Here is a 21,081-nt window from a genome sequence, read left to right on the forward strand (position 1 = left end):
GAGATTCCACTGGAGATTCCAGTGGAGATTCCAGTGGAGATTCCACTGGAGATTCCACTGCAGATTCCACTGCAGATTCCACTGCAGATTCCACTGCAGATTCCACTGCAAGGGAAACACCTCTCGGACAGGATATGGAATGTATCCACGCGACCAGTCGCGCGGATACACCGGAACGAAGCGCTCGGTGGCCTGCGGCCCCCGTCGCACTTCGTTCCTTTCCGTTGAACTCAGGGCGTTGCCCCGAGACCCGTAGTGCGAGTGAGATTCAAAGAACAGAAAACAGCAATGAAAAAAGACAGTGAAGCGGGGAAAAGTGAGTCGGTGCGTCTGCGCCTGACGGCGCAAGACAAGGCCGCCATCGAAGGGAAGGCGCGGGACCGGAAGTTGACGGTGACGGAGTACCTCACGCGTGCGGGGCTCGGGCGCCCGATGCGTCAGCGTTCCGACGTCGATGCGATCAATCTGCTACGCGAGTGCGTGGACGAGCTCAAAGGAATGCACGCCTGCTTGCAGGGTATTCCGCAGGCCGAGCATGCGCTGTCGCCGGCTAGCATGGAGCGCACGATGGAGGCGGTATGCGCTGCGATCCAGCGCGTTTGGCAGAGCGGGGACGAGCGATGATTCCCAAAGTCGTGCCCAACCGCCGGGACGGCAAATCGTCGTTCCGTCAGCTGGCCGCCTACGTCACGAACGGCATCACCCAGTCGGGCGAGCCGCCCGAGAAATACAGTTGGTCGACGCTCACGCAGTACATCACGAAAGAGAGCGTGCTGGACGCGCTCGGGGAGCAGGTCGAAAAGACGATCGGTGTCGAGATCAGCAATGTGTCGTCGCTCGCGAACGCGCCAGCGGAAATGTACGCCGTCGCGCAGCAGGCCCCGCGGGTGAAAGAACCGGTCTATCACTACATCCTGTCGTGGCCGGAACACGAGCGGCCCGCAACGCAGGACATTTTCGCCGCGGCCCGGCACACGCTCGCAGCGCTCGGCATGCAGGATCACCAGTACATCATCGCGATTCACGCCAACACCGACAATTTACACGCGCACATCGAGGTCAATCGCATTCACCCGAAGACCTTTCGGGCCTTCGACCCCTATTACGATTACCTGACGCTGCATCGTGCCGCGCGCGAAGTCGAGATCCAGTACGGCTGGCATCACGATAATGGTGCGTTCAATGTCGAGGTGATCGACGGGCAGAAACACATCGTGCGTAACCTGGACTATCGCGATCCGGACCTGGCGCCCAGCCGTGCGGGTGCCCAACGCGCCGAGGTCTGGTCCGGTGAGCAGTCGCTGGAGACCTGGTGCAAGGGCGAGCCAGCCACCGACCTCAAGCGCGTGCTGAAAGACGCGGCAACCATAAGCTGGCAAGACGTGCATCGTGCACTGGCGCTACATGGGTTGGAGTTGCGCGACGCGGGTGGAGGAGGGCTGAGGGTCGCCGATGTCAGCGAGGCCGCTCTTGCCAAGCAGGGCAAGCCGCTGGCGGTCAGCGCGTCCGCGGCGTTTCGCTTTCTCCGGCGAACCGAACTGGAAGCGCGTTTCGGACCGTTCGAGGCGCCCAAGGCTGAGGCGAACATTGAACCCCGACGGACCTATCGGCGCGACCCCGATAAACGCCTTGAATCCCGGATGGAACGCCGGGCGTTGCGCGATGCGCTGCATGCCCGCTTCAAGGCCGAGGAAAAAGCCGCCCGCGAGTGGCAGGCAGAAGCGCGTCGGCAACTGGCGCCTTTTGTCGCAGAGGATCGCGAGCGATATCTGGCGCTCCTTGAGCGTCAAAAGCAAATGCGAGCCGCGATCCGTCGCGATCCGTTGCTCAGCCCGCGCCAAAAGCAGCAGGCGTACATGGTTGCGAAAGTCTCGATGGCGCGCCTGCGCGCGCAACTGGTCGAGCAGATCCGCCGAGAGCGCGACGAGCTGCGCACATTGCTGCCACCCATTCCGACCTGGCGGGAATGGGTCGAGCAGCAGGCGCAACTCGGTGACGAGGCAGCGATCAGCGCACTTCGGGGGATGATCTATCAAGACGGCCGGAATCATAAGAAGAAGCTCGCCCGCGATGAAATCGATGCGCAGGTGCATGCAATCGGTCCAGGGCAGCCGCAACGCAGCGATCCTCAGTTGCGACACCTCGAAAATCTTGTCCGTCGTATCGCAAAAAACGGCCGGGTCACGTACCGGTTCCCGAGCGGCGAGGAAGCCTTCCGAGACGAGGGCGAGCGCGTTACCTACAGAACGGCCGACGTGTCTGACCAAGCGTTGAGCTTGAGCCTGCGTTACAGCGCCGAGAAGTGGCCCGACGGCATTCGGGTCTACGGGGGCGATTTCGCGTTCAAGGCGCGCGTCGTACGCATGGCGGTCGAGCACGGCATCACTGTTCGCAATATCGAATTGCGCGAGCTGGAGCGTCAGTTTCAGGCTGAGAAAGAAGCGATCCGCTCGGCGAAGAGCAGGGCGCAACCGGCGCGACCAACGACCCTGACGCCGTCACCTGGTGCAGAAGCAAGTGATGCGGAAATCAAGCAGGCGATCCTTCAACAGCATCCGAACGCGACCATTTCGCACGCGAGCACGCACAACAAGCATTACGCCGGCCGTATTCTTTGGGAGGATGCCCACTTCGTCGCGCAGTCGGTCCGAGAGCACGAGTATGTGCTGCATGAGCGCAGCCTACTGGATGGTCAACCGATGAAGGGTCAGTGGGTCACCATTCACTATCGCAGCGGTAGGGCGCTCGTCCAAGCCGCGAAGAGCCGCGACACCGGTCGAAACGATCGCTAGGAGCGTCGACGCATGCTGCTTTTTTTAGACACGGAATATACGGGGGAAGGGCAGGCGGATCCGGGGCTGATCAGCCTGGGACTCGTTGCCGAAGATGGGCAACGCGAGTTCTACGTCGAACTGGCCGACACCTGGCGGCCTGAAGACTGCAACGGGTTTGTGTTCCGCGAGGTGTTGCCAAGGCTGGACGGTTCACCATTGCCGATCACGCAGGCGCGCCTCCAACTCCGTGCCTGGTTCGCTTCGGCGCCGCGGTATGTCCAAGCGGCATGCGATTCGTCGACTGATTTTCGCTTTCTTCTAGAACTGCTCGGCGAACCCCGTCCCGACAATCTGGATGGGCGGTATTTTGACCTGCGCCCGCTGATCGATACGACGGTCTACGACCGTGCGGTGTCGGGCTTCTATCAAGCCAACGATGAGCGCATCCATCATGCGCTGGTTGACGCGCGCGCCTATCGTCGAGGCTGGCTCGCGTGGATGGATTCACGGAAGTCCGAGACGTAGCCCGGAAGCGTGAAAAAGGTAACTTTCCACTCCCTGCAGCGATGCAACTAATGGTCTCCCTTGCAAAGATCCTGCGAATCCATGGATGTTGACATGGTTGACAACAGCGGCTCGCGTTGTCATCATTGTCAACATGAATGCAATCCGCCTTTTGAAACGCCGTGTTCCCGTCGATGAGACGTCATTTGCGGCTTTGCTTGTCTGGAAGGTTCCACACCCTGCCGAGGGCAGCGCACACTTCTACAAATATAGTGCCGCGTACATCGTGAGGAACGTATGCGTGCTTCGTTACGACAACGAACGCGGGAAGGGCGACCATAAGCATGTTGGTGAAGTCGAGACGCCCTATGCATTCACGACGCCGGAACAGCTTATGGCTGATTTCTGGTCAGACGTAGACCAATGGAGGGCCGCACAATGACCACGGTAACGCTTGGAATCGCCTCCCGCGACGACATCACCCGAAGTTTTGCAGCCGCAATGCGCGGCGAAGAACAGGGCGAATTCATTAGTTTCGCAACGCCCGAACTGTTGCTCAGGACGCTCACCCAGTTGCGCTGGGACATCCTCAAGAAGATGACGGGCGCGGGCGCCATGTCGATCCGAGAACTTGCCCGGCGCGTCGATCGCGATGTTCGCCGCGTGCATGATGACGTTCTCGCGCTAATCAATGTTGGCGTCCTGGAACGTTCGGACAACGGCGACATCATTTTTCCCTATGATGCTATCCACGTTGATTTCACGCTACAGGCTGAGGCGGCCTGAATGGTGTTAGGCGTGGATGCGCTTCACCTAGATTCACCCCGTGATGATCTCGGAATAGCCGTGGGCGCATCGGACAGCTAGCTACTCCGATCCTTTCCTCCTAAGCGCCATCGCTTGTGATGGCGTGCGAGTCTATCCCTTACCCACCGGTGGCGCATCGCCTTCATCCGAGTGCGGAAGCAACCCAAGCTGACGGGCCATCGCGTTGGGCAACCGTAGCAGCACCGTGCCGGCCTTGGCCCCCCAAACACTGTCGATCATCACGACGTCGGCTTGCACGCCTTCGAGTTCAAGGTAGACCACATCATCCTTCTCGAACGCCTCTTCATAGAGATGCCAGGACGGCTCCTTTGCTTCGCCGTGGTGATACCTGATAGATGTCTTGGTACTCATGGGGCGCCTTAAGATCGATGGACACAGCAGCCAGTTTATCGTCGACCACGCTGTCGTCCAACAGTCCAACAACACACCAGCGAACAGATGGCAGTTGTCTCAGCAAAAGCTATCAGGTCGGCCCTTGGTGGGAAAATCTATGCGCCATTCGAAGTCAGAAGGCGTGAGGCACGACGACGTTGCGGAGTGAACGTCAGGTGGCTCAGTGCGGCCACCAGGCGTCATTTGCTAGAACCATCGCTCAGACATTCAGGCGTCGTTTCCACCCAAGAACCGGCCATAGATCGCAATTTCGAAGGTCGCTTGCGGCCGAATAGGTCTCCGACTCCGGCGATTATCGGCGGCAAGCAACTACCGGCCTTACTGCACGCTTTCGATTCATTACGCGGCGGTCCGCTGTCATGCGCCGAATGTGAACTGCGTTCCCGTCGACGACAACAGCACCTTGCCCGGCAAGCCTTGAGAAGCCATTGTGTAGAACGTCTGGCCCGAACAATGCATCGGAATCAGATAGTCCGGATCGATGGCCTTCAACTCGTCGACGGTTTTCTGCTGATACTCGAGCGGCTGCGGCGTCAGATGAAAACCGCCGATGATCGCGTGGACCTTTGCGACGCCGGATACCTTCATTGCCATCCGCACCGAGTTCAATACGCCGCGATGCGCGCATGAGGTCAGCACAACCAGTCCGCGGTCCTTGACAAGATAAGCGGTGCTTTGCTCATGTTCAAAGTCGTCGGGAATCGACATGACGTTCTGCTTGGCCGCCGGCAATTTGTCCGCCGCGCAACCGACGCCGTCACGCATGCCCACGGTCATGACGCTCGGGTTAATCGGCTTCTCGAACGTCATCTGATCGATCCAGCCTGTTGTGAAAGCATGGTCGGCCACTATTGCCGGCCGCTCGGCAAAGGTGATGACGAGGCCCGCGTCGCGCATGGCCTGCCGGTCGAGCGAACCGAACTGGCCGCCGCGATTTTCTCGCGTGCAAAAGCATTCTTCGCCACCGAGATAAATCGGCAGCTTCGTTTTCAGTTTGCTGTGGTTGTTCTGCAGAAATCCCACCATGCCGCCGAAATGATCGTAGTGGCCGTGAGTTAGAAGCAGCGCGTCCAGTTGTGCCGGATCGATCTTCAGCAACTCGAGGTTGTTGTTCAATGTCCCCGGTGTATAGCCGAAATCAATCAGCACCTGTCGGCTCTGGGCGCCCTGGGTGGAATGCGCGAGTAGGCTCAGGCCCCACTCGTTCTCCAGCGTGCGGCCGGGCGCGTGACTTGGACTGAGCGGCAGTCCGAACCGGACAATGTCGACCGTGCCCGTCCGACCTCCGGGGAGTAGCGCAGAGTATGAGGAATCGGTCACCACGCGAATCGAAAGTTTATCGACGGTCGGCACAGCCCCAGTCAAAGGCTCTGCCCATGCTAGATGGGACGGACCGAGGAGCGCTCCCGACAAGACGCCCATGGCGCCGGCACCGGTTGCGCGAAGCAGGGTGCGGCGCGATCGACTTGCCAGATAGTCGTCATTCATTGCCATCCTCCTTGAACGAGACACGCGAGAACGAACCGTATAGCGAGGACCAGCCGTATCACGACGGTCGTTGCTGATCGCTGAACCGTCGTAGGTGCATGTGTCGCCGCACTTGCGGCATCCGCCGTCTTACCCGTCCCCACCACCGCCCCCACCGGCACCAGTGCGAGATGGACGCTCTGACCAGCAAGGCCGAGTGTCTGAAGGTTCTGCGCACCATCACCTTCCAGCACCGCATCCGGCACATACGTGACAGCCCTTGCGGCGCCTGGACAACGGGCACGGTCGCGATGACCGTGTTGGTCAGTGTGTCAATCGCAGTCATCGCATCGGCGTTCTCGAGACCGACATAGATAGGTTTTGTCGCGGTAAGGAGAAGGTGGCGAACAAACGGCAGTATAAGTAGGATTGCTTATGCTGCCAGTAAGTAAAACTGCTGGGCATGCGGCTACAGGTGGGCATGAGCGGTCAATGCTTTGGCCCGGACGGAATCTTCGGTATGTTCGGGCAGCGCTCAAATCGCTACGACGCCCGCAGGTCGATTCGACTTCGGTCGGAGGCGGGGTAGCGACTAGCGGCACCTGAATTGCTTGCCGTGCGAAAAACATTCCTCGACGCACAACGATGAAAGCAACAATTCGGGGCCATACCCGGCTGCCGGAAGGGCATGAAGAGGTTCATCGTTTTGCTTCGAACTGCACGACGGAAGTGCAGCGCCGCCTGTCCGCGAATCTGTTTTCCTGCGTACTGCTCGTGTCGTGGTCGCACATCTACAAGATGGCAACGCATTGATTCAAATGTTCCGAGCCATCGTCAATAGCCAGCCGGCGGACTACGACCACTTGGTTGGACAGAGCTTCGAGGACGATTTTATCGAGAATGGTCCGAGCGATCGCGTCGATGACTCGCCGGGATGGCAGAACGCCGATCGCTGAGCGCTGACGTAGAAGACAATCCGACCGCATCGGGCGCACGCGGCCAGATCCAGTCACTCCTTCGGCTGCGTGTGGTCATCTGAGCGGCGGCTCACCTACGAACATCAGACAGACGCCAGGAGCGATGCGCCCCGACGGTATGTCAGTCAAAAGCGGAGCCGTCGAAGGGTGGGCCCCGAGCGGGTTGAGCAATATAGACCAGCACGACGGCGCGTCTTAGCGCCGCAATCGACGCGCCCAGGCGGGCTATTCTGTGCGGGGCGCTGGCGTTCTCGTGACTGGTCGCGCGGCCGTGGCTGCCGCGATGACCAGCTGAGTCAACGATTCACCAGACTCTTCGGAAACGCCAGCGCCAGCGCGCAGCCGAACAGAATGAAGGCGGCGAAAGCGTAAAGCCCGGCGCTCTGCGTGTGGAACGTGTCGCGCAGATAGCCGATCAGATAAGTACTGCCGAAGCCGCCGACATTTGCGATCGAACACGCGAACGCAATGCCGCCGGCCGCTGCGGTGCCGCGCAGGAACGTGGACGGAATCGCCCATACGACGGGCATCGCCGCCGCGGCGCCGGCGTTCACCAGCGAGAACAGCAGCACGGTCATGGCCGTGCTCGGCGTCGTCGCGCCGGCGATCACCAGCGCAGCGGCGGCCACCGCGAACGGCACGACGATATGCCAGCGCCGCTCGCGCGCCCGGTCGGAACTCGCGCCGCACAGCAGCGTGCCGACGACAGCGGCCGCATTCGGAATGACCATCAGCCAGCCGATGTGGTACGAGTCCGTGACGCCGGTGTCCTTGAGAATCGTCGGCAGCCAGAAGCTCACGGCATAGAGACCGAGCAGCACGCACAGATCGATAAGACCGAGCGACCACACCTTGCGATTGGTGAACGCTTCGATGAGCTTGTGGCTCTTGTGTTCCGATGCTTCGTCGCGCAGTTCCGCGCGCAAGGTCTTCTTTTCATCGTCCGTCAGCCATTTGGCCGACTCGATGGTGTTCGGCAGCCAGCGCAGCACCGCGAAGCCGAGCAGCACCGAAGGCAGCGCTTCGAGCAGAAACAGCCATTGCCAGCCGCCGAGACCGTGCGCGCCATCGAAGGCGCGCATGATCCAGCCGGAGATCGGGCTGCCGATCATGCTCGACATGGGCAGGCCGACCATGAACAGCGCGACGATCCGCGCGCGCCGCGCATCCGGATACCACTGCGTCAGATAAAGCAGTACGCCCGGCAGAAAGCCGGCTTCGGCCACGCCGAGCAGGAATCGGACGATGTAGAACTGCATCGGCGTATGCACGAACATGGTCGCGCCCGACAGCAGGCCCCACGTGATCATGATGCGCGCAATCCAGAACTTCGCGCCCACGCGCTGAAGGATGAGGTTGCTCGGTACTTCGAACAGCACGTAGCCGACGAAGAATAGGCCCGCGCCGAGACCGTAGACGGCATCGCCGAATTTCAGCGCATCGAGCATCTGAAGCTTCGCCAGGCCGATGTTCACCCGATCGAGATAGGCCGCGAAGTAGCACAGACAGAACAGCGTGATGACGCGAACCGTGACCTTCCGGTAAAGCTCTCGATGAGCGTCACCGGATACGACGCCGACGCCAGATTGAACAGTTGACATGGGTGACCCTGTTTGAATGAAGTTTCCTTGACGCAGACCTGTGTCGCGCGTCTCAGGAACCTGTATAGCACGTCAAAATACAAGCGTACACGCTAGAAAATACCCTGAGTGTCCTGGCCCTTCTTAGCAGGCGATCAGAGGCATAATTATCCATGCCCTGCGGATACGCGTCGTCGAGAAGGAAACTTGTAAGACAATGATCGTCGCGCACCAAATTTAAGCGCATACGCTTAAAATGGCACTAGGTACGACGAGTCCCGCACTTACTCAGTGCAGACCGTCTCAGCCGTGTCCAGATCGCCCTGACAGCCGCCGTGCCGCCTGTCAGCACCTCGATGTTTTGCTTCGGAGTCGGTCCGTTAAAATGGAAGTCATGCAAGTGAGCCGCCATGCGCCCAATTCTTTGGATACCGCCTCTCCGGATATGTCGCCTTCGAATGATGTCTACGACTTCCATGACCAGATTGGTCATCTGTTGCGCCGTGCATATCAGCGGCATGTCGCAATCTTTCAGGAGGCGATTCCGGATTCCCAACTGACGGCCGCGCAATTCGTGGCGCTATCCGCGGTCAAGGAAAGCCGGGGATGTTCGCTGAACGACATCGTGAAGACGACGGCCATCGATCAGGCGACCATCCGGGGCGTGGTCGATCGCCTCAAGGCGCGCAATTTGGTGGAAGTTGCGCCCGATTCTACGGACGGTAGAAAGCTGGTGGTGAAGCCCACGCATCAGGGTGAGGCTCTGATCGATGCCACCGTACCGTTCGCCACGCAAGTCACCGAGCGCACTTACGGCGTGCTGAATCCTGCCGAGCGGGTAGCGCTGCAATATTTGCTGCGCAAGATGCTCGAACTCGACGAGAGTGAAACGCGTTAGGGGAGGGCGCGACTGACGTCCTCGTTCGGCACGTAGAGCCGCCCTGCCTTCTCCAGGCCGGCGCGAATGTTCTCCGGCGTAAAGGGCGGCGCGAGAAAGCGCACGCCGGTGGCATCGAAGATGGCGTTGGCCAGCGCAGCCGGTCCCGGCACCGATGCAGATTCACCCGCGCCCATCGGTGGTTCGCCTTGTCGCGGCATCAGCACGACATCGATGGCGGGCACTTCCGCGAAGGTCAGAATGGGATAGCTCGACCAGTCTCGCGCGGCGGTCTTCCCATCGCTGAAGCGCACGCGTTCTTTCAGCGAGCGACTGAGCACCTGAATCACGTTGCCGTGGATCTGATGACGCACGCCGTCCGGATTGATCATCGTGCCCGTATCCTGTCCGATGACGACGCGCTCCACCGTAATGTCGCCGCTCAGCCGATCGACGACGAGATCGACGATCCACGCCGCCCAAGCTGCGCCGAAGCCGGGAAAGCGGCTATGCACATAGCGCGCATACGCCATGCCCCTGCCACGCACCAGACGCCCTTCCTTTTCGATGCGATGAGGCCGCGCCTGCCATCCCGCACGGTGAGCGACGGCGCGCAGCAGATCGATTGCGCGATCGTCTTTCAGATGCCGGATGCGATAGTCGAGCGGATCGGTGCCGGTGAGAGCCGCGCATTCATCGGCGAAGGAATCGTGTGCGAAAGAGTTCGGCAGCGCCGAGACGCCTCGCAGCCACGATGCGCGCACGATCGATGCGAGGTCCTCGCAGACGAAGCGTCGGTTGGGCGACTCGTAAGGCGACACGGCGGTGCGATCACCCATTTCGAAGGTGCCCGATATCGCCGGCTGCGCGCCAGTCAGCAGCGAAGCGAGCAAAGGTGCATCGTTGGATGGATAGCGCGTCGAAAAGTCATAGCCGATGAGATGGCCATCGCTCGTCACCGTGCCGGTGACCTTGATCACCTGGCCGGTGCCTTTCGGTTCCCACAGATGTTCGTCCTGCCGCGTGAGTTGCACGCGGACCGGTTGCTTCACGGCGCGCGAGAGCAGCAGCGCATCGCCGCAGACGTCGTCGGCGCAGTTGCGGCCGTAGCAGCCGGATGCTTCCAAGCGCTCGATATCGAAATCCGCTTCGCTGCGTCCGACGAGCTTCGACAGATCGTGCCGCAACGAAACCGGATTCTGCGTCCCCGACCACACCGTGATGCGTCCGTCGCCCGTTTCCCGATAGTCCGCGACCGCACATGAAGGCCCGATCGAACCGTGCATCTGATAAGGCCACACGTAGGTTCGGGAGAATGTGGTGCCGTCAGCCTTAACACTTTCCACGTCGCCTTCTTCGAGCAGAAGCCGCGGCGTCGCGGGCGCGTTGCAGATGGCCTGTTCGATGTCGTCCATCGGCGTTAACGGCGGCATTGTGCGCCATTGCACCTTGAGCTTGCGTGCCGCACGCGCCGCGAATTCTTCCCGCTCCGCGACCACGCCGACGAAATCGCCGATGACGACGACCGCGCGAAGTCCGGGGATATCGGCGACGGAAGATTCATCGACGGAAACGAGCGACTTGCCGACGAACTCGCCAGAATCGATGCCGCTATACGGCGGCCGCACAACGCGGCCATGCAACATGCCGGGCATGCGCACATCGTGAACGAAAGTTAGCTGGCCGGTAGCCTTGGCAGGCACATCAACACGCCTCGACGACTGGCCGATGAGCCGATACCGAGAAGGGTCTTTCGTCTTGACCTGGGTATCGAGCTCGAACGTGATTTGCCGGTCTTTCACCAGTTCGCCGAAAGAACAATCGCTTGCGGAATCGTCGCCTTCGACGAACACGCGCCCGTTCAAGGTCGTCAGACGCTCGGTTTCGACGCCCATCCGCTCCGAGGCAAGCTGCAATAAAGCGAGTCGCGCCTGCGCCGCGGCGCATCGCAACGGCACCGCGCTGATCTGAATCGTCGCGCTCGCAATAGTCGGCCCTTGATTCGGCGTTGCAGCGGTCGAGCCGAGAATCATGCGGACGCGTTCGGCGGGAACATCGAATTCTTCTGCGACGATCTGCGCCAGCGATGTGCGAATGCCCGTGCCCAGGTCCACATGCCCGTTGAACGCGAGAATGCTGTCATTGTCGAGGACGGCGACGAAGACTTCGGGAATCTCGGGCACGAAAGTCGAACTGCTGCCCGGCTGGCCGCGCGCGGGAATGACCGGTTTGACCGGCTGGCGAACGATGGCCAGACGACCGTTGCGGGCAAGCAGTTCAGCGCGATTCACGTTGTTCCTCTCTTCGTTGCTATACCGATTATCGCGCTTCCGCGATCGTCGCGAGCGCTTCGGACAGCGGCAGCACGGTGGCGTATTTCTGACCCATATCGAAGAGACTCGCTTCGTGCGGAGCAAGCGCACGATCACCCACGCAGTCCGCAAGGACGAACGGACGGAAGCCGAACGACATCGCATCGACCACACTCGCGCGCACGCAGCCGCTTGTGACGGCGCCCGCGACCAGCAGCGTCTGGATGCCTTGCTGCGCGAGCCACGGCGTCAGTTGCGTGCCGAAGAATGCCGATGGCACCGTCTTGCGCACGACGAGTTCGCCCTTTGCAGGCGTCAACTCCTGCACGATGGCGCTGTTTGGATTGTCCTCGGTCAGCGTCGCCATGCCGGGGACTTTCAGCGAGAACACGTTGTCATCGCTGCCATCGGCGGCATAGACGATGCGGCTGTGCGCCACAGGCCAGCCTTTCTCGCGCGCCACCTTCAGCGCTTCCTTCGTGCGCTCGATCGCCTGCGGAATATTGCCACCGCCGAACACCTTCGGATCGGCGAAACCGACTACGAGATCGACGATCAACAACGCGACGCGCCCCTTCGGCGGCATCGCGGTGCCGAATCCTTGCTGTTGGTAGACATGCGCTTCCGCATGCGTGGACAGATCGTTCATGTGATGCCTTTAAGCTTGATGGGCGTCGAGCACGCGGCCATCGCGGACGACGACTTCGTTGTCGAGCGACACGGTGCAATGGCGCAGCGGAATATCGATGTGGCAGGTCGTCGTGCGATCGCCGCCGCCTTCGTTGTTCGGTCCGAGCGAGAACAGGAAGTTGCCTTCGAACGCGCGCGCATCCATGCCGATGGTCGCTTCGCGGTCATAGAGACCGAGTGTCGACCAGCGCGCACGCGGTTGCAAACCCCAGCCAATATGCGAGATGGCATAGCCTTCCGGATCGTCGAAGGTTTCCATGTAATCGCGCAGCAGCGCCGCGTCCGTGCCGCCTTCGATACGCACCGCATAGCCGCCTTCCACCGTCAGCGTGATCGGCTCGTTCACGTAATGCTTCTGCGGCAACAGGATATCGCCCCGGTCGATGACGATCCTCCCATGCGTCGTCTTATCGTTCGGAAAGGTCAGCGCAAAGCCGCTCGGCCAGTGATCCCAGCGGCCCGGTTCATCGACGAAACCGTATTCGGCGATGGCCGGAAAATTGCCCATCGGGCACGTGAAATCCGTTCCTGCGTCGGAGTGCACGTGCATCTGACGAGCCTTTTCGATGCGCGCGGTCGCAGCCAGCACGCGCGTGCGATCCGCGAGCGTCGGCACGAGGCGCACGAGCACCTCGGGCGGCTCGACGGCGAGCAAAATTCTCGTGCCGGATTGCAGAATCTCGTGCTGCTCGGGCGAGAACAGCAGCGTCATCAGGTCGAGCACGAGATCGCTGTTCTTCAGCGCGGCGATGGCGGCCTGATTGCCGGTGAGCGGCGTGGTGCCGAGATACGCGAGCGAGTCGCGGCTGAACCCTTTCTCACCGTTGATGGGCGGCAGATCGAGACGATTCACGATCGCGCCCATCGACTGCGTCGCAATGAGTGCGCACGACAAGGTCTGCGGGTGGGTGCTCGCGCTCGTCAGGATCGTCACCGTCTGCCCGCGTTCAAGCTTCGACAACGTGAGCACTTCTTTCCATGCTTCGATCAGTTGAAAGTCGCTGATAGCCATCGTTATCTCCTGGAAGCGTCGAGCGTGACGGACGCGCCGAGAAAATCGCTCAGCGCCGCATAGAACCCGGCTTCGTTGTCCCACGGAATCATGTGACCCGCGTTCGGCACGCGCGTGTGAAGCATCGAAGGCGTGGCGCGCTGCAATTCGCCGACATCCTCCGATGTCACGACATCGCCGCGTTCTGCGGTGATGAGCAGCGAGGGCACTCGAAGACGCGCGGCATCGGCGAAAAAGTCGTCTTCATGAAAGCCCTTGAACGATGCCAGCACCGCACGCTCGTCGCACGTATGCAGCCATTCGGCGCGCAACTGGCGCTGCTCGAAAGTCCACGTCGGACAGAACTGGCGCACGGCTTCGGCGTCCATGCCGGTGCGGGCGAGGGCCATCGAATCCACATACCACGGCAATTGCGACGGATACGGACGGCGGCCGGGACCGGAAGCCGGCGGATCGATCAGCACGATACTTTGCAGACCGCTCTCGATACGCGAGGCCGCACGCGCCGCGATACGCGCCCCCATCGAATGCCCGACGAGGCTGAACGAAGCCAGGCCCAGCGCCTTGACGAGTTCGACGATATCGTCGGCTTGCGCATCGAGGCTGTAGTCGAGCGTATCCGATGCCGATGACAAACCGCGTCCGCGCACATCGAGCACATAGGTATCGAAGCGCGTGCCGAGCACTTCACCGACGAAGCCCCACGTGATCGCGGGACTCGTAATGCCCGGAATCAGCACGATGGCCGGCCGCGCCGCATGCTCGTTCGCGCGGCTTCCATAGCGCAAATAATGCTGGCGGATGCCGTTTGCGCATACGTTGCCGCCGTAGAGAAACGTAGAGGACATGTGGAAACTCCTCAATAAGCGCCGGACAACAACGCGCCCGCGCCGGGAACGATCGGTTCCAAATCGAGATTGCGCAACATCGCGTACGTCGTGGCGATGGCAGCGGTGATGACGGGCTTGCCGGTCATCGCTTCGACCTTTGCGACGGCGGGCAGCGAAGGCATTTGCACGCATGCCGACAGCACGATGGCATCCGCATCCTGATAGTTCAGCTTCGAGACGATTTCCGGCAGACGCGACGGATCATGACGGCCGACATCGAGATTGTCGGGAATTTCGAGCGCCGTCCAGTCGATGACCTCATACCCTTCACTGCCGATGTAATCGACGACGAGTTCCGTCAGCGGCTTCATATACGGCGCAACCACGACGATCTTCTTCGCGCCGATGACCTTCAATGCATCGACGAGCGCGCCCGCGCTGGTGAGCACCGGCGCATGCGCGCCGTTCTCCGTCGTGTGCTTCGTCAGACGTTCCTGTGACACGCGGTGATAGCCGCGTCCCACCGCCATGATCGCGACGAGACACGCGTAACCCAGCACATCCACACGTGCATCCGACAACTCGATTGCGCAGCGGTCCGATTCCGCATCCATTGCCGCGAGTTCTTCCTTGACGACCTTCTTCATGCGCATGCGGCTCGAATGGAATGTGAAGCGCTCGGGCCGGATGGTTTCGCGCAGACGCAGCATCGCGGGGATTTCGGTTTCCATCGTCGTGTTCGAACTCGGCACGATCTGGCCGATGCGATAGGTCTTGAACATGAAAGCTCCTGGCAGGTGTCGGAAGGCCGTTCCCGGAAGAGGACGACTCGTGCACAAAGTCTAGCGTGTACGTTATAAAACGACAATACGAACAAAAACATTCATGCACCATGGTGATGAGGGGTTTCACTATCTGTGCGGATATATGCCGAATAGAAGCTGATCATAGCTCTCGGGAGATTCCCTCTTGTTTTAGTTATTTGGAGTGTGTACGCTATATTTACACCGTCACTTCGCTTGGGCGTCCAGAGGACGTCACGAGCCCATATCGATCAGGAGAATTCCATGAGCAAAGCCCGCATTGCCGTCATCGGCGCTGGACTTGGCGGCGCAACCGCCGCCGCACTGCTTGAGCGCAGCGGCTACGACGTCGTGCTGTACGAACAGGCGCACGCTTTCTCGCGACTGGGCGCGGGCATCCACGTCGGGCCGAACATGATGAAGGTGATGCGTCGCATCGGCTGCGAAGACGCGCTCAATGCAATGGGTTCGCATCCCGACTACTGGTACAGCCGCGATGGCAAGAGCGCGGAAATCATGTCGCAGATTCCGCTCGGCGAGTTTGCCGTGAAGAACTACGGCGCGAGCTATCTGACCGTGCATCGCGGCGACTTTCACTCGTTGCTGACGCAGGCGTGCAGCCCGGGCGTGGTGCGCTTCGGCAAGAAGCTGACGTCGGTGGAAGATACCGGCAACGAAGTGCGCATGACCTTCGCTGACGGTTCCGTCGAAACTGCCGATATCGTGATCGGCGCAGACGGCGTGAATTCGAAGATCCGCGATCATCTGCTGGGCGCGGAGCCGCCGAAATACACTGGCTGGGTGGCGCATCGCGCGGTGTTCCCGGCATCGCTCCTGAACAACAAGCCGTACGATGCCTGCGTGAAGTGGTGGTCGGGCGACCGTCACATGATGGTCTACTACGTCACCGAAAAGCACGACGAGTATTACTACGTCACCGGCGTGCCGCAGAAGGAATGGCCGGCTGGCGTGCCGTTCATGGAAAGTAGCCGCGAAGAGATGAAGGAAGCGTTCGCGGGCTGGCATCCGGACATTCAGCATCTGATCGATGTCTCGCCGTCCATTTCCAAGTGGCCGCTGCTCGAACGCGATCCGCTGCCGCTGTGGAGCCGTGGCCGCATGGTTCTGCTGGGCGACGCCTGCCATCCGATGAAACCGCACATGGCGCAAGGCGCGGCAATGGCGATCGAAGATGCCGCGATGCTGACGCGCTGTCTCGACGAAGTCGGTGTGAGCGACTACACGAACGCGTTCGCGCTGTACGAAGCGAACCGTGCGACGCGTGCTTCGAAGGTGCAGCTCGTATCGCACAACAACACGTGGCTGCGCACGAACGAAGATCCGGCATGGTGCTTCGGCTACGACGTGTACGAGATTCCGCTCGTCTCGCCGCAGAAGGACGCGACAGACGCGACGCCCGTCGAGGCCTGAGTTTTTTTGGCCGCCTCGCGTTTGTCGGGGCGGCAGGCTAGCATCAACGTCATTTGCCAACGAGGTTCAGGTCATGTCTCATCCACGCCCGGTCGATGGTCCGGTCACGCTCTGCGTGAACGGGCACACGCGCACCATCGAATTCGTGGCGTCGGATGCTCCCTTGCTGACGGTTCTGCGCAACGACTTCGAACTGAACGGCCCAAAGTATGGCTGCGGCCTGGGACAGTGCGGCGCGTGTACCGTGATCGTCGATGGCCAGGCCACGCGCTCGTGCGTCGTCCCTGCCAGTGCTGCGGTCGGGCGCGATATCGTCACGCTCGAAGGACTCGGCACGCCGGAGAAGCTGCATTTCATTCAGCGCGCGTTCATTGAAGAACAGGCGGCGCAATGCGGCTACTGCCTCAACGGCATGGTCATGAGCACCAAAGTGCTGCTCGAACGCAACGCGTCTCCCACCGATGCCGACATCCGCGACGCCTTGCGCTACAACCTCTGCCGATGCGGCACGCACATCGAAATTATGGAGGCGGTGCGCCGGGCCGCTCACTATCAACAGCCGCAAGATGAACAGTAAAACGAGCGACCTTTTGGAGAGGGCGGAAGCGCTTCCCGATCTCGTCGATGCGCCGTCGTCGACGCGTCGCACGCATACTTATCGCTGGCCGGCTTGCGAGAACGATCGATTTGCATCGCTGGAAGTGAGCGCGAATATGACTTCGGCCGGCGCATTGCGCAGCTACCAGTACCGCGTCTCGCTGGACAAGACGGTATCGCGGACCGGATTATTCTCGCCCGACTGGCGGCCTGCGTCTTCTTTCGTCTATCGTCACGTTCATGCGTCGCTCATGTTCGATGATGCAGCGCATGCCATACCGCCGCATGCGCATGTGTTCGCGCGCGAGTCGTTCATGGACGAGACAGCGAGCGAACTTTGCGTCGATCCTGTCGCCTTGCGACTACGCCATCTAGACCTCGATGACGATGCCGCCGCACGCGAAGTCGTGCGCATCGTCACGGAACGGGCGGCGTGGGGGCGCAAGGCACGGCCCGCTGCAGGCGCGCAGTGGCTGCAAGGCCGCGGCTTCGCAATGGACGGCGAGCGCGAAGGCGAGCCGAACTGGTCCGCGTGGATCGTCGATGTGGATGTCCATCGGCAGACCGGCGATGTCGCGGTACGCCGTGTCGTCGCCGGATATGGCGAAGGGCGCGTGCCGGTGTTGAACGGCGTGCCGCATACGCTGATCGAGAGCGCGGTATCGCTGGCGCTGGGGCAGTCGTTCAAGACTCGACCGACACATGATGAAGCGATAACCGATGCAAAGCCGCTGTCGCTCGATCTCGCGGCATCGCTTGAAGACGCGTTATCGAAACCGGACGCACAACGGGCAACAGCACCCGCAGCCGCCGCCATAGCGAACGCAATTTTCGATGCCACTGGCGTCCGCTTCCGGCAACCGCCGTTCGACTCGAAGCAACTGCAAGCGCAACTCGCAGCCGCGCAACCCGTGCCTCCCGGCGCGAGCGCGCCACGTCCAAACCGCATCCAGCGGCTTCTCGCTGGCGGCGGCGTCGCCGGTTTCGTCGGCGGGCTCATTGGTCTCGCGTGTGCGATCGTTGCGGGTCCGGCGAAGATCGCGCCCATTGCGCCGGGCAGTCTCAATGCCTCGACATGGAGCGCGGCAACGCTCGAACGCGGACGGCAGGTCGCCATTGCCGGTGACTGCGCGGTGTGTCATACGGCTTCCAACGGTGCGACGAATGCGGGTGGCTTCGCGCTCGAAACGCCGTTCGGCACCATCTATTCGACCAACATTACGCCGGACGCGGAGACGGGCATCGGCACATGGTCGTATCCGGCATTCGAACGCGCGATGCGCAAAGGTATTGCGCGCGACGGCAGGCATCTGTATCCCGCGTTCCCTTATACGGCGTTCGCGAAGATGAGCGAGCCGGACATGCTGGCGCTCTATGCGTACCTGATGTCGCAGCCCGCAGTGAAAAACGTTTCGCCCAAAACGAAGCTGCCTTTTCCGATGAGCCTGCGTCCCGCGGTAGCCGGCTGGAACTGGCTCTATCACGATGACAGCGAGTTCGTGCCCGATTTATCGAAATCGTCGATGTGGAATCGTGGCAAATATCTCGTCGACGGCGCCGCGCATTGCGGCGCGTGTCATACGCCGCGCAACCGGCTCGGCGCGGAAAAGGGCGGACTTGCGTATCTTGCCGGCGGCGAAGCAGAAGGCTGGGATGCGCCCGCGCTGGTCGGCCATCGCGGACCGGTGCCGTGGACCGAGAAGGCGCTGTTCGACTACCTCCGCACGGGCTTCTCGAAGGAACACGGCGTCGCCGCAGGCCCGATGGGACCGGTCGTAGCCGGACTGTCACAGCTTCCTGAATCCGATGTAAAGGCCATTGCGCACTACCTCACCTCGCTGTCTCCACCGGTCGACGATGCCGCCGCCGAACACGCGGTGCAGAAGCAATCGGCGGGCGCGGATGTCGTCAGCGTGATGGGGCTGGAGCGCGGACGACGCACCTTCGAGACTGCGTGCGCGGTATGTCACGCTAGTTCGGGCGGCGTCGGACATTTGGGCGTGAGGCCGCTCATGGGCCTGAACACGAGCGTGGCGCAGGCGCGGCCGGATAACCTCCTGCATGTGCTGCACAACGGCATCGACGATCCGGCAACGGCGGAACTGGGCTACATGCCAGGCTTCCGCGATGTCTACGATGACAAGCAGATGGCCGAGCTTGCCGCGTACATTCGTGCGCGCTATGCACCGGACCAGCCTGCCTGGACCAACCTTGAGAACGCTTCCGCCCGGGCCAGGCACGCGGCGCACTGAGGCTGCGACGGGCGCTCATGACGTCCGAGAGACCATCGCAACCCACCGCACTTTGCGGTGCTCGAAGCCGCAAAGGCATGGCTGAACGCCGGGCAACGCGGAATGCGATTGACCGTCGTCACGCGTCAGCACAGCCTGCTCTACGCGCAGGGTGCCGACTTACACACAGGGTGCTTTATGACCTCTAGTAAGGAACTGCGTGAGGGGACTCGAACGGCGGCTACTGATTGCCGAAAGACATTCGGCAACTTAGGGGACGAACGACAGATAGGGGTCGGAATCAAACGTCGGCAAATTTGCGTCGACGTTCGAGCGGTTTCGCCGCGCAGCACGTCGGCGGGGCGCGTACCTTCCTGTTTGCATTTGCGTCTTGCGTCACCCATACTCCTTTCCGTAAGGGGATTATCCGGGCAATCTGCGATGAACCGCAGCTTTTCTAAAGGCGACCAGCGGGAGCATGCGCATGCCGACGCGCACGACCACAACGGTAGTGCGTTGTCGGAGATGGAGTTACGTGTCCGTGCGCTGGAGTCCCTGCTGGTCGAGAAGGGGTACGTCGATCCCAGTGCTCTCGATATCCTGATCGAGACGTACGAGCATAAGGTAGGGCCACACAATGGCGCGCGCGTAGTTGCGAAGGCGTCGAGCGACCCGGCGTTCAAGCAATGGCTGCTGCGCGACGCTACCGCCGCGATCGCGTCGCTCGGCTACGCAGGCAGGCAGGGCGAACACATGGTGGTGCTGGAGAACACGCCCGCTGTGCACAACATGGTGGTCTGCACGCTGTGCTCCTGCTATCCCTGGCCGGTGCTTGGGCTGCCGCCGGTTTGGTACAAGTCGGCGCCTTACCGGTCGCGCGCGGTGATCGATCCGCGTGGTGTATTGAAGGAGTTCGGGTTCGAATTGCCCGCCGAAGTAGAGTTCCGCGTGTGGGATTCCACCGCTGAGGTCCGGTATCTGGTGTTGCCCATGCAGCCTCCCGGAACCGAGGACTTTTCCGACGAGGCGCTGGCTGAACTCGTAACACGTGACTCGATGATCGGGACAGGATTGCCAAAGACACCGGAATCGAAACAGGAGTCCGCATGAACGGCGCACAAGACCTCGGCGGCATGCAGGCATTCGGTCCGATACAGGCGCAAGCCGACGCCTCGCTCTTTCACGCTGACTGGGAGCGCCGGGTGCTGGCAATCACGCTGGCGATGGGCGCGGTCGGCAAGTGGAACATCGACATGTCTCGTGCCGCACGCGAAGGCTTGCCGCCTGCGCAGTACCTTTCGAGCAGCTATTACCAGATCTGGGTGGAGGGACTTGAAAAGCTGCTGCAGAGCACGGGCCTGGCAACTGCGGAGGAGATTCGGACCGGTGTGTCGAAAAGTGCAGCAGCACCGGTCCCTCGTGTATTGATGGCCGACCAAGTAGCCGCCGCGCTGCTCCGGGGCAGCCCTGTCGATCGTCCCCCGGCCGCCCGCGCACGCTTTAACGTCGGCGACAGGGTGCGGAGCCGTCCGCTAAATCCGCCTACGCACACCCGCTTGCCACGCTATTGCCGCGATAAACGAGGGACCATTATCGCCGTGCACGGTGCGCACGTTTTCCCCGATGCCAACGCGATTGGCCTCGGCGAACAGCCGCAATGGCTCTATACGGTGCGCTTCGATGCCGCCGAACTCTGGGGGACGGATACGACAGCAGCGTCGGTCTGTGTCGATTGCTGGGAGCCGTATCTCGACTAGCCAAACGCCGGGTCTGCC

At 61.3% G+C, this 21,081-nt stretch carries 21 protein-coding genes and 1 pseudogene; 13 read left to right on the plus strand and 9 right to left on the minus strand.

The annotated features are described in order from the left end of the window. Positions 1–288 precede the first annotated feature (288 nt). The 5 genes from AWB72_RS25390 to AWB72_RS25410 all read left to right on the plus strand — a co-directional run bounded on the left by AWB72_RS25390 (position 289) and on the right by AWB72_RS25410 (position 4,064). Positions 289–624 (plus strand): plasmid mobilization protein, encoded by a 336-nt coding sequence (locus AWB72_RS25390; RefSeq protein WP_087128825.1) that lies wholly within the window; start codon positions 289–291, stop codon positions 622–624. Continuing rightward, positions 621–2,792, plus strand: coding sequence for a TraI/MobA(P) family conjugative relaxase (gene traI / locus AWB72_RS25395; protein ID WP_159459404.1), 2,172 nt, complete (start codon positions 621–623; stop codon positions 2,790–2,792). Before AWB72_RS25390 ends, traI begins: the two co-directional genes overlap by 4 nt. Positions 2,793–2,804: 12 nt before the next feature. Then, positions 2,805–3,299 carry a hypothetical protein gene (locus tag AWB72_RS25400; protein WP_087128828.1) on the plus strand — a complete coding sequence of 165 codons (495 nt, stop codon included), beginning with the start codon at positions 2,805–2,807 and terminating at the stop codon, positions 3,297–3,299. Between the two features lie 85 nt (positions 3,300–3,384). Beyond that, entirely contained in the window at positions 3,385–3,720 is a 336-nt protein-coding gene (locus AWB72_RS25405; protein WP_244285745.1) for a toxin-antitoxin system TumE family protein, read from the plus strand. Then, the gene (locus tag AWB72_RS25410; RefSeq protein WP_087128927.1) at positions 3,717–4,064 is read left to right on the plus strand and encodes an HVO_A0114 family putative DNA-binding protein; all 348 of its coding nucleotides are present in this window, start codon (positions 3,717–3,719) and stop codon (positions 4,062–4,064) included. The genes AWB72_RS25405 and AWB72_RS25410 overlap by 4 nt, the downstream gene beginning before the upstream one ends. A 132-nt stretch (positions 4,065–4,196) precedes the next feature. On the opposite strand, the gene AWB72_RS25415 is transcribed toward AWB72_RS25410, so the two are convergent. From AWB72_RS25415 to AWB72_RS25430, 3 genes and pseudogenes are all read right to left on the minus strand, one after another. After that, on the minus strand, positions 4,197–4,457 hold the full coding sequence (locus AWB72_RS25415) for a hypothetical protein (RefSeq protein ID WP_087128829.1): 261 nt from the start codon (positions 4,455–4,457) through the stop codon (positions 4,197–4,199). A gap of 399 nt (positions 4,458–4,856) precedes the next feature. Then, positions 4,857–5,987 carry an MBL fold metallo-hydrolase gene (locus AWB72_RS25425; RefSeq protein ID WP_087128832.1) on the minus strand — a complete coding sequence of 377 codons (1,131 nt, stop codon included), beginning with the start codon at positions 5,985–5,987 and terminating at the stop codon, positions 4,857–4,859. Between the two features lie 83 nt (positions 5,988–6,070). Then, positions 6,071–6,342 (minus strand): annotated as a pseudogene (locus tag AWB72_RS25430) (hypothetical protein); the annotation flags it as partial. Positions 6,343–6,611: 269 nt separating this feature from the next. Between AWB72_RS25430 and AWB72_RS28990 the strand changes: the two are divergent. Together AWB72_RS28990 and AWB72_RS28995 are read left to right on the plus strand one after the other, a co-directional pair. Next, on the plus strand, positions 6,612–6,779 hold the full coding sequence (locus AWB72_RS28990) for a hypothetical protein (protein WP_159459405.1): 168 nt from the start codon (positions 6,612–6,614) through the stop codon (positions 6,777–6,779). A gap of 5 nt (positions 6,780–6,784) precedes the next feature. Then, a complete protein-coding gene (locus AWB72_RS28995; protein ID WP_159459406.1) occupies positions 6,785–6,922 on the plus strand; it encodes a hypothetical protein in 138 nt (45 codons plus the stop codon). 317 nt (positions 6,923–7,239) lie between these two features. On the opposite strand, the gene AWB72_RS25435 is transcribed toward AWB72_RS28995, so the two are convergent. Then, positions 7,240–8,544, minus strand: a complete 1,305-nt coding sequence (locus AWB72_RS25435; protein WP_087128834.1) for an MFS transporter — start codon at positions 8,542–8,544, stop codon at positions 7,240–7,242. A 424-nt stretch (positions 8,545–8,968) separates the two neighbouring features. Between AWB72_RS25435 and AWB72_RS25440 the strand changes: the two genes are divergently transcribed. After that, the gene (locus tag AWB72_RS25440) at positions 8,969–9,421 is read left to right on the plus strand and encodes a MarR family winged helix-turn-helix transcriptional regulator (protein WP_087128929.1); all 453 of its coding nucleotides are present in this window, start codon (positions 8,969–8,971) and stop codon (positions 9,419–9,421) included. Here AWB72_RS25440 and AWB72_RS25445 read toward each other — a convergent pair. The 5 genes from AWB72_RS25445 to AWB72_RS25465 are packed head-to-tail and all read right to left on the minus strand — an operon-like array spanning position 9,418 to position 15,026. Next, positions 9,418–11,691 (minus strand): xanthine dehydrogenase family protein molybdopterin-binding subunit, encoded by a 2,274-nt coding sequence (locus tag AWB72_RS25445; RefSeq protein ID WP_087128836.1) that lies wholly within the window; start codon positions 11,689–11,691, stop codon positions 9,418–9,420. The genes AWB72_RS25440 and AWB72_RS25445 overlap by 4 nt on opposite strands. Positions 11,692–11,719: 28 nt before the next feature. After that, positions 11,720–12,361 carry an isochorismatase family protein gene (locus tag AWB72_RS25450; RefSeq protein ID WP_087128837.1) on the minus strand — a complete coding sequence of 214 codons (642 nt, stop codon included), beginning with the start codon at positions 12,359–12,361 and terminating at the stop codon, positions 11,720–11,722. A 9-nt stretch (positions 12,362–12,370) separates the two neighbouring features. After that, entirely contained in the window at positions 12,371–13,414 is a 1,044-nt protein-coding gene (locus AWB72_RS25455; RefSeq protein WP_087128839.1) for a 2,5-dihydroxypyridine 5,6-dioxygenase NicX family protein, read from the minus strand. A gap of 2 nt (positions 13,415–13,416) precedes the next feature. After that, complete coding sequence (locus AWB72_RS25460) at positions 13,417–14,262, minus strand: alpha/beta fold hydrolase (RefSeq protein ID WP_087128841.1); 846 nt, start codon at positions 14,260–14,262, stop codon at positions 13,417–13,419. 11 nt (positions 14,263–14,273) lie between these two features. Then, positions 14,274–15,026: a maleate cis-trans isomerase family protein gene (locus AWB72_RS25465; protein WP_087128842.1), complete on the minus strand. Its 753-nt coding sequence runs from the start codon at positions 15,024–15,026 to the stop codon at positions 14,274–14,276. Between the two features lie 285 nt (positions 15,027–15,311). On the opposite strand from AWB72_RS25465, the gene AWB72_RS25470 reads away from it, so the two are divergent. From AWB72_RS25470 to nthB, 5 genes are all read left to right on the plus strand, one after another. Further along, on the plus strand, positions 15,312–16,478 hold the full coding sequence (locus AWB72_RS25470) for an FAD-dependent monooxygenase (RefSeq protein ID WP_087128843.1): 1,167 nt from the start codon (positions 15,312–15,314) through the stop codon (positions 16,476–16,478). Between the two features lie 73 nt (positions 16,479–16,551). Continuing rightward, on the plus strand, positions 16,552–17,055 hold the full coding sequence (locus tag AWB72_RS25475) for a (2Fe-2S)-binding protein (protein WP_087128845.1): 504 nt from the start codon (positions 16,552–16,554) through the stop codon (positions 17,053–17,055). Between the two features lie 13 nt (positions 17,056–17,068). Further along, positions 17,069–19,327 carry a c-type cytochrome gene (locus AWB72_RS25480; protein ID WP_244285746.1) on the plus strand — a complete coding sequence of 753 codons (2,259 nt, stop codon included), beginning with the start codon at positions 17,069–17,071 and terminating at the stop codon, positions 19,325–19,327. 420 nt (positions 19,328–19,747) lie between these two features. After that, the gene (gene nthA / locus AWB72_RS25485; protein ID WP_087128848.1) at positions 19,748–20,416 is read left to right on the plus strand and encodes a nitrile hydratase subunit alpha; all 669 of its coding nucleotides are present in this window, start codon (positions 19,748–19,750) and stop codon (positions 20,414–20,416) included. Further along, positions 20,413–21,063 (plus strand): nitrile hydratase subunit beta, encoded by a 651-nt coding sequence (gene nthB / locus AWB72_RS25490; RefSeq protein WP_087128850.1) that lies wholly within the window; start codon positions 20,413–20,415, stop codon positions 21,061–21,063. Before nthA ends, nthB begins: the two co-directional genes overlap by 4 nt. Positions 21,064–21,081 lie beyond the last annotated feature (18 nt).

Source organism: Caballeronia concitans, assembly GCF_001544615.1.
Lineage (GTDB): Bacteria > Pseudomonadota > Gammaproteobacteria > Burkholderiales > Burkholderiaceae > Caballeronia > Caballeronia concitans.

What these genes read in the sequence shown, in the direction of transcription:
- AWB72_RS25390 (WP_087128825.1), top strand. Translation starts at nt 289, where the DNA reads ATGAAAAAAGACAGTGAAGCGGGGAAAAGTGAGTCGGTGCGTCTGCGC.
- traI (WP_159459404.1), top strand. Translation starts at nt 621, where the DNA reads ATGATTCCCAAAGTCGTGCCCAACCGCCGGGACGGCAAATCGTCGTTC.
- AWB72_RS25400 (WP_087128828.1), top strand. Translation starts at nt 2,805, where the DNA reads ATGCTGCTTTTTTTAGACACGGAATATACGGGGGAAGGGCAGGCGGAT.
- AWB72_RS25405 (WP_244285745.1), top strand. Translation starts at nt 3,385, where the DNA reads ATGTTGACATGGTTGACAACAGCGGCTCGCGTTGTCATCATTGTCAAC.
- AWB72_RS25410 (WP_087128927.1), top strand. Translation starts at nt 3,717, where the DNA reads ATGACCACGGTAACGCTTGGAATCGCCTCCCGCGACGACATCACCCGA.
- AWB72_RS25415 (WP_087128829.1), bottom strand. Translation starts at nt 4,457, where the DNA reads ATGAGTACCAAGACATCTATCAGGTATCACCACGGCGAAGCAAAGGAG.
- AWB72_RS25425 (WP_087128832.1), bottom strand. Translation starts at nt 5,987, where the DNA reads ATGAATGACGACTATCTGGCAAGTCGATCGCGCCGCACCCTGCTTCGC.
- AWB72_RS28990 (WP_159459405.1), top strand. Translation starts at nt 6,612, where the DNA reads ATGAAAGCAACAATTCGGGGCCATACCCGGCTGCCGGAAGGGCATGAA.
- AWB72_RS28995 (WP_159459406.1), top strand. Translation starts at nt 6,785, where the DNA reads ATGTTCCGAGCCATCGTCAATAGCCAGCCGGCGGACTACGACCACTTG.
- AWB72_RS25435 (WP_087128834.1), bottom strand. Translation starts at nt 8,544, where the DNA reads ATGTCAACTGTTCAATCTGGCGTCGGCGTCGTATCCGGTGACGCTCAT.
- AWB72_RS25440 (WP_087128929.1), top strand. Translation starts at nt 8,969, where the DNA reads ATGTCGCCTTCGAATGATGTCTACGACTTCCATGACCAGATTGGTCAT.
- AWB72_RS25450 (WP_087128837.1), bottom strand. Translation starts at nt 12,361, where the DNA reads ATGAACGATCTGTCCACGCATGCGGAAGCGCATGTCTACCAACAGCAA.
- AWB72_RS25455 (WP_087128839.1), bottom strand. Translation starts at nt 13,414, where the DNA reads ATGGCTATCAGCGACTTTCAACTGATCGAAGCATGGAAAGAAGTGCTC.
- AWB72_RS25460 (WP_087128841.1), bottom strand. Translation starts at nt 14,262, where the DNA reads ATGTCCTCTACGTTTCTCTACGGCGGCAACGTATGCGCAAACGGCATC.
- AWB72_RS25465 (WP_087128842.1), bottom strand. Translation starts at nt 15,026, where the DNA reads ATGTTCAAGACCTATCGCATCGGCCAGATCGTGCCGAGTTCGAACACG.
- AWB72_RS25470 (WP_087128843.1), top strand. Translation starts at nt 15,312, where the DNA reads ATGAGCAAAGCCCGCATTGCCGTCATCGGCGCTGGACTTGGCGGCGCA.
- AWB72_RS25475 (WP_087128845.1), top strand. Translation starts at nt 16,552, where the DNA reads ATGTCTCATCCACGCCCGGTCGATGGTCCGGTCACGCTCTGCGTGAAC.
- nthA (WP_087128848.1), top strand. Translation starts at nt 19,748, where the DNA reads ATGAACCGCAGCTTTTCTAAAGGCGACCAGCGGGAGCATGCGCATGCC.
- nthB (WP_087128850.1), top strand. Translation starts at nt 20,413, where the DNA reads ATGAACGGCGCACAAGACCTCGGCGGCATGCAGGCATTCGGTCCGATA.